Annotated in this window: 8 protein-coding genes; 5 read left to right on the forward strand and 3 right to left on the reverse strand. The window is 56.8% G+C overall.

The genetic code is table 11. From position 1 onward, the window contains the following. Positions 1 to 323 precede the first annotated feature (323 nt). The gene (locus tag P7F60_RS27935; protein WP_277920876.1) at positions 324 to 572 is read left to right on the forward strand and encodes a hypothetical protein; all 249 of its coding nucleotides are present in this window, start codon (positions 324 to 326) and stop codon (positions 570 to 572) included. Between the two features lie 7 nt (positions 573 to 579). Here P7F60_RS27935 and P7F60_RS27940 read toward each other — a convergent pair whose 3' ends face one another. Genes P7F60_RS27940 through P7F60_RS27950 form a run of 3 tightly spaced genes read right to left on the reverse strand, consistent with a single transcriptional unit; the run spans position 580 to position 3,681 of the window. Next, positions 580 to 792, reverse strand: a complete 213-nt coding sequence (locus tag P7F60_RS27940) for a hypothetical protein (RefSeq protein ID WP_037093768.1) — start codon at positions 790 to 792, stop codon at positions 580 to 582. Between the two features lie 6 nt (positions 793 to 798). Continuing rightward, the gene (locus P7F60_RS27945) at positions 799 to 3,276 is read right to left on the reverse strand and encodes a conjugal transfer protein TraA (protein WP_277920877.1); all 2,478 of its coding nucleotides are present in this window, start codon (positions 3,274 to 3,276) and stop codon (positions 799 to 801) included. 3 nt (positions 3,277 to 3,279) lie between these two features. Next, positions 3,280 to 3,681: a DUF6290 family protein gene (locus P7F60_RS27950; protein ID WP_052114300.1), complete on the reverse strand. Its 402-nt coding sequence runs from the start codon at positions 3,679 to 3,681 to the stop codon at positions 3,280 to 3,282. 549 nt (positions 3,682 to 4,230) lie between these two features. Here P7F60_RS27950 and P7F60_RS27955 point away from each other — a divergent pair. The 4 genes from P7F60_RS27955 (at position 4,231) to P7F60_RS27970 (ending at position 6,598) form a co-directional block, all read left to right on the forward strand. Beyond that, positions 4,231 to 4,935 carry a ParA family protein gene (locus P7F60_RS27955; RefSeq protein ID WP_081950741.1) on the forward strand — a complete coding sequence of 235 codons (705 nt, stop codon included), beginning with the start codon at positions 4,231 to 4,233 and terminating at the stop codon, positions 4,933 to 4,935. Between the two features lie 76 nt (positions 4,936 to 5,011). Continuing rightward, positions 5,012 to 5,383, forward strand: coding sequence for a hypothetical protein (locus P7F60_RS27960; protein WP_052642551.1), 372 nt, complete (start codon positions 5,012 to 5,014; stop codon positions 5,381 to 5,383). Continuing rightward, entirely contained in the window at positions 5,380 to 5,802 is a 423-nt protein-coding gene (locus P7F60_RS27965; RefSeq protein WP_052114301.1) for a hypothetical protein, read from the forward strand. The genes P7F60_RS27960 and P7F60_RS27965 overlap by 4 nt, the downstream gene beginning before the upstream one ends. Positions 5,803 to 5,983: 181 nt before the next feature. After that, entirely contained in the window at positions 5,984 to 6,598 is a 615-nt protein-coding gene (locus tag P7F60_RS27970; RefSeq protein ID WP_227705943.1) for a helix-turn-helix transcriptional regulator, read from the forward strand. Positions 6,599 to 6,718 lie beyond the last annotated feature (120 nt).

The following is a 6,718-nucleotide window of genomic DNA, read 5'->3' on the forward strand; positions in this document are numbered from 1 at the left end:
GTGACCCGGAAGTCATCAAACGCATCATGGCAGACGAGCCGAAATCATAAGCCCCGCGGCCTTCGCCGGATGGATACGAGGCGGAGGCCTATTCTCAGACGCACATACCGACCGTTCCAACTGTCGATTACCTGCCACCTAAACCTGTTCCAGCGACCACGCCAGCCTATGCCAATGCAGGCCAGGAACAGGCTGAACAAGCGGAAGCGACAAAGCCTGTGACTGAGGCGAAAGCGGAGGAGCCGCGGGCGCCTGTCCAGGAGGAGGCTCCGAAAGAGCCAGCGCCATCCACCTCGCCCGCTCGCGTTGTGAATCCATCCGCCTTGGCCAACAAGAAGGTCAGCGCCGGGGGCACTGCGGAACCTGCAAAGGCAGCTGTGCCCGCTCCCGAAAAGCGCACAACACCTATCTCAGAGAACGACATCGAAAAAGCGCACAATGATCGGGTTAGTCGCCTTAGGGAGGTCGTCGAACGGGAAGCCGAAGGCAAATCACCGCGCAAGAGGAAGAGCTTGGAAGAGCTATTCGCAGCGACCGTTCCTGATCCAATCATGGAACAGGCCGGCCGCTAATTCAGGTTCAGAAGGGCCAGAAGCTGGCTGCGTAATGACCCGCCTCTGTTAGCCAAGCCACAGAAGCATGATACCAGCCGATCACGGTCCCGTAGACCTTGATCAGGATCGCGAGGATCCCAACGGAGACCATACCCCACACCATCATCTTGCCGACGATGTCGGCAGACTTGGGGTCGTTTACTTCCACCAGGTAGGTGTTCTGATTACCGTCCTGCATGACACTTTAGCGATCACGGTCGTCCCGATTACGCTCCCTCTGTTCAACCTGTTCACGCTCCAACTCCTCGAGACGAGGAATGTGCTGTTGCGCGGGATCAGTCCGCGTGGTCTCGCCGCCCTGCTTGGCCGCTTCCCTGTCTCTGTTTACACGATCTTGCTGCCTCTGAGTAGCGTCCACCGTCTCAGCGAGCTGGTGAGCCTCACGCTCCGCTTGCCCGATCGGACGTTCCTCTTCCAGATCCACCCTGAGATCGCGTTGGCGATCGTCGGCAGTATCCGCTGTTATCGGCTGCTTGTTTGACTTGTTTTCGTCCCCACGCTCTTCATTGCGTTCAATGGTCTCGATCTCCGCGCGCAGTTCCGGATGTTCGTTGGCAACATCCCGGAGATAGCCGTTTCCGGTAGCGGCGAGTTGAGCTGCATGATGAAGCGAAGCCTCAAGGCCCTTCTCATACTGCTCCCGGTTTTCGTCTCCGAGCTCGCCAGCTTCGATATGGGCGAGGCCGGAGCGATAGTGTTCCACATTTGCCATCGCATCGTTACCAGCCTCAACGACAGCCTCTCCATGCTTGGCAACAGCTGCCTCCCACTGGAGGTTAGCATTCGTCTGCTCTTGCACCTCAGATGCCGTTCTTTCCGGCGCGGCACCACTTTCTCTGGAGACGTCGCCAGCAGCGTTTCGACCATCCTGCTCATCAAGCCCACGCTCCTTCATTTCGAGCATCTGCCTGCGCAGATCGACGATCTCGCGAGCGAGGGAGGAAACCTCTTCGAAGCCTGACCGGTCCTCTGGACCAGCGCTGCGCTGAAGGTTGAATAGAGCCGTTTCAACCGTCTTCTCGTACGCTTCGAACTCTGGGCGTGTCTGCTCGCGCATGTCCTTTGCCTCCGACAACATGTCTCTGATTGCTACCATATTGGAGCGGTAATCACCGCCGAAATCTGCATGAATGACTGCACCAGCAGGCGATTGATCCGTTTGGGCAAGGCCGTTTTCCAGATAGGAGCGATGCTGAGCGGCGTAGGCCGCAACCACTGTGTCGCCGGCGTTAACTGCAATCTTCTGCCAGGTCTCCTGCGCTTTTAGGATGTACTGGCGGCTTCTCTGGCTCGTCGCCACCACGCGCCGACCAGCTCGCTTTGCGTCATATCGCGCCTGCGCCGGATCGCTGGTGCCGACATGCTCGGTTCGACCGTCATGCTTGACGGCGCGAACCTGATTTCGCGTGAAAGCTGGCGGCGTGGCGAACTCTCGCCGATCGGTCATTTCCATATTGATGCCGTGGTCACGCGCCTTCTCGGCCATGACCTCACGCCATTGCCGGAAGGTGGCCGGAGTCGTCTCGATCCGGTCGCCCGATTCCGAACGCATAGTAACGATGGCATGGGCATGAACATGCGGCCGCTTGCCCCCCTCCCCTGCTTCTTTCGGATCGTTCTCCGGATCGTGCATAGCGAAAACGTAACGATGGCCCGCAAACTGCTGAGCCAGGAAGTCGCGAACAGCTCCTTCGAACGCGACAGCATCCGTGCCGGCACGGGCCGACATGATCACGTGCATCACGTCACGGCTCTTGCGGCTGTGCAGCTCATCCCGCCATTCCTTTTGCACCAGGTCGCCCGCAGCCTTGTCATCGGCAATCGAACGTCCCTGATCGTCTCGAACGTCGTTCCGCTGCGCGATCAAGTCTCGCAACTTGGCAGCGCCATATTCCACGCCATTGCCATAGCCTGTGAACGAGAAAGCTGCGGGGGCCTCTTTCGCAACGGCGCTGGCGTTGAAACGCTCCTGAACGATGGCGGCCGCCTTCGCGTCAGCCGTCAGCCGCTCGCCCTGCCCGCTGCGCAACACAACATAGCCTTCGACCTTCAGCGATCCGTCGTTTCGGGTTTCGACAGAGTAAGCGTAGCGTCGATCACCAAAGCCACTGCTGAGAATGTCCCGTACCTGCTCATGCGAGTTCGAGCCGCCGGAAACGCTCACCTCGACGCTAAACCCGCCGATATCGCGGCTCTCGGTCCTGTTTTGGAAAAGGTGATCCCAATCGCCACGGAGACGCGCCAGCTCCTCACGGCCACGCAACGTCTCGCCGTTCTCGTTCTCAACCTTCAGCTCCCCCCCTCTGGAAACATAGTTGAGCATCGAGCCGACGCGGGCGCCACCACCGTAGGAAGCCAGTTTGACAACTGCTGGCTGGCTCCCTTTGGCAACGCTCGCAAGACGAACGTCCATTGATCGCATAGCACCCGAACCGGCAGCCATCGTCCTCGAAGGCGATGACACATTGAATGCCGAAGTTCTCACCCCTCCCCTAGATCCCGACCCGCCTTTAGACATCCCAACCTGATGCTGCAGATTCTTCAGTCTCTTCTCAAGCTCTTCCTCGACAGCCCTCCCACGGCCGCCGAGCGTCATTTCGTGCAATAGCGCCGCGCGCCTTTGCTCCCATTCGCTTGTGAAAGTGCCGAAAAAGAACTCCACGGCCTACACCTCGCCTCGGCGCTCATGCCCGGCACGGCGCGAAAGTGTCCGCAGCTCACTCATTACAGCCGCCTGAATCCGCTGGACGTTGCCAAGGTTGATGTCCAGCTCTGAGGGATGGACACCCTTTCCTGCATTCAGGGAGCGGGCTACCTGATTCAAATTGATGCCGATCATCCGCATGTCTTCGAGCAACGCGGCCATGATCAACCTGTCTTCCGCAGTCAGAAGGGGTCGAACGCCAGCCCCCTCGAGGAGCAGCGAACGGAAAAAAGCAGACACACTCATACCGGCCGACTTTGCCGCTTCTTCGATTGCCGAATGCTCTGCATCGCTGACGCGGACGTTGATTAGACGCCCCTTGCGTTGCTTGGCTGTCGGCACTTCGATTGTGTCCTCGCTCATCAATCAACTCGGCCTTCCTGGAGCTTTGCGACCCTCATCGTGGGCTTGTCCCACGATCGTAATGCAAAATGTAAAACATTTTTGCGTATCCTGCCACCCATAACCAAAAGCACTACTCCATAATTTCAATCAAATTTCACCTCTCGACTGGCTCCGCTTCGCTTCGCACTCTTTCCGTTGGAACGCTCACCAGGGTTCACCGCCAAAACCGCTTCTGAAGGCCTTCGTCTGTCCCTCGTACTCAGGCGAAAGGGACGCTTCGCTCTTCGCCCTTGCGCCCTCCGTGCGAGCGCCAAAGACGGCCTCACGCGGCTCCGGGGTTCACCACTCGACCCAGACAGTTGTAAAAGCCACACGACCAACTCGTGTGGCTTTATTGATGTCTAACAGCGTGTGATCACACGCGCGTTTTGATCTTAACCCGCGTGTTTTCACATGGTAGGTTCTCTTCGATGTGAAGATCTTAACGACGATACTGATGTTCCGATCGAACACACGTCGGACCGCTAGGGGACGGGTTGAAGTCTTAGACAGGAAGTGGATCGTGAAATGGCAATTTGCATGTCGCTGGTAAGCGGCAAGGGTGGCGCGGGGAAGACGACCGCCGTAATCCTGATCGCCGGGGAATATGCGCTTCAAGGTAAGCAAGTGCTTTTGGTTGATGCAGACGGACGACAAAACCTGAATGAGTGGTGGTCCCGTTCAGAGGCGAAGGACAACAGGCCAGACGGCATTGAGCTTCGAACGGCGGTAACTAACGCATCACTTCAGCATATTCTGGAGAACGAAACCGCCGGGTTTGACGTCGTGTTGATAGACTCCCCTGGGCAAGACACCGTGCTACGGGACACGATCATCGCCGGCTCGGACATCGTTATGACCCCGATCCAGCCAAACCAAGACGAGATCCTTGCTGCCGGCCAGGCAGCAATGGACGTGGCTGACACCTGCGATCGTACCGGGCGAAACATTCCACATCTCAACTTCAGAACCCGGATCACTCTCCCCGGCCGCTCACTGGAAGCTTACCGCCTGATCCGCCCCTTCATCGCAAACCTGCAAGAGCAGGGATATGATTCACACCTCCTTGATACCGAGCTGTATGAGCGAAACCCCTATCGGGACATCAGACTGGGATATGGGACACTGCAAATGCTTGAGCTCAGCGACTCGGTCAGAAAGGCCCGGAGTGAGGTTATGGGCATGATGCAAGAAATTGAACGTTTCCTGACAAACGAGGAAAAGAGGGCGTAAGATGGCTAAAGGGACTTCCAGTATATCTGATTTTCCCGTTGCACCGCGACGGTCACGGGGGAATGTGCCCTATTCAATGTCGCAGCCGGCTATAGACAACGAAGCAGAAAACTTGGTGGCCAGCGATCATCCAGACCAGGTTGCTATCGAAGAAGCTCCCGCGAAGGTCCCTGACGTTCAAGTGCCACAACGGTCGAGCTTGATTCTGCCATCACCGGAAGCTCGCCGGGAGAGAGCGACGAGCAGATCGTTAGAGCGTGAGGCATCCAGAATACGACTGCAGGAGCTGAAGCAGAATAAAGCGCGGGAGAGCAAACACTTCGTCAACTGCCCCCTTGATTACGATACTAAGAAACGTCTGGAGCGAGCAGCCTCTGAAAACGACTTGAAAATGACGGTGATCGTCAAGGCCGCGATCGACCAGTTTCTGAAGGATAATGGTTATTGATCCTCGACCTTCGTTTCCTGGGCGGGGTGGCGCTAGGCGCAACCCTTGGATTTGTGATCAACCCTGAAGCGACGGAGAAGGTCGGGATCGATATTCCCGCCATAAAGAGAACTTTACTCAGTGTCGGCGCCGCTCCACCGGAGCCTTTCAAGCAAACCGACTGGCCAACGGACGATCGCGCCAAACGCGAGCTGTTCCGGTTTGCAATGTGGGACTTCGAGGAACACGGACCGAAGTCTGAGATCCGGATCACAAGATGCATCAGCATCGACCAGTTCTCCCTAGCTTGCGAAATGCGCGTGAAGTTGAGTTGGGTCAGCGAGGAGAGGATCCTCGAAGGCATTTTTCAACCCAATGCCCGAAGCTGGAATCTGATTGCTGCGAAGGCGGTGAACAGGAATGCTCGCAGTCAAACTTGACTCGAGGCACAACGCGCCTCTGAGTTGCGCATTTCGATCCTAGGAGAGCAATGTTACAGATCATTCCCCCCAATATTGTTAGGTTTGTGTGACTGGCGCGCAGGATGACAGTGCCTTAATGGCACGTTATGGTGCGTGATATCTGCCACTGGCGGATTTGGGGACTGAGGGAATACCGACGGTGCGGAATCTATCCGACTATATCAATTCAAGGGAACTGGTTGAGACCACAGATCCAGATTTCCAGAGACCCTTGTACCGCCAGGAGGGCTTCGACGGTATTGTCAGCTTCGGGGAGATCGACGCAAAGCTTTCCGCATTCCTCTTAGACGAACGTGCGAAAACTGGTTTGACCCAGAGTGATTTCGCGACCTTGGCTGGTCTCGCACGAGTGGTTTATAGCCGCTATGAACTGAACATTTCGCGCCTCACCGTATCACGAATGATCCACCTTTCCGAGCTCCTTGGTTTCCTGCCAATGCAGATGATTCATGCTGCGGCACCTCATCTTTACGGCAAAGATCCTCAAGAGGCCGATGATCGGGTTGAATTGTTCAGACTTATTCATGACCTCCCCCACGACACCATACGCAGTTTGATTGGCATAGTTGGCCAATTGACGCCAAGCGATGTTCTTGAGGCTCGACAGAAAGCGGAAGCGGAGGCTGAAGCGCAAGCTGAGGCTGAACGCCAACGATTGAACCGAAAAGCTGCGAGAGCCAGCAGGAGAGGCCGTCCGCCTGGTCGCCCACCAGGTCGCAAGTCATCTACAACCGAAACACCTACAGACGAATGAGAGCTGAAACCGGTCGTACGTGCTGTCAATGTAGGAAGGGTGACTTCAGGCCTTTTCCATCGAGACCTCACCCTAGTGCGTCAGCACAGCCCCTCACCCTGCTTTCCGGCCTCCGTTCGT

Origin of the sequence: Rhizobium sp. YJ-22 (assembly GCF_029601685.1) — a bacterium.
GTDB lineage: Bacteria > Pseudomonadota > Alphaproteobacteria > Rhizobiales > Rhizobiaceae > Metarhizobium.

Excerpts from the sequence above, each read along its gene's own strand:
- P7F60_RS27940 (WP_037093768.1), bottom strand. The coding sequence starts at position 792 with ATGCAGGACGGTAATCAGAACACCTACCTGGTGGAAGTAAACGACCCC.
- P7F60_RS27950 (WP_052114300.1), bottom strand. The coding sequence starts at position 3,681 with ATGAGCGAGGACACAATCGAAGTGCCGACAGCCAAGCAACGCAAGGGG.
- P7F60_RS27955 (WP_081950741.1), top strand. The coding sequence starts at position 4,231 with ATGGCAATTTGCATGTCGCTGGTAAGCGGCAAGGGTGGCGCGGGGAAG.
- P7F60_RS27960 (WP_052642551.1), top strand. The coding sequence starts at position 5,012 with ATGTCGCAGCCGGCTATAGACAACGAAGCAGAAAACTTGGTGGCCAGC.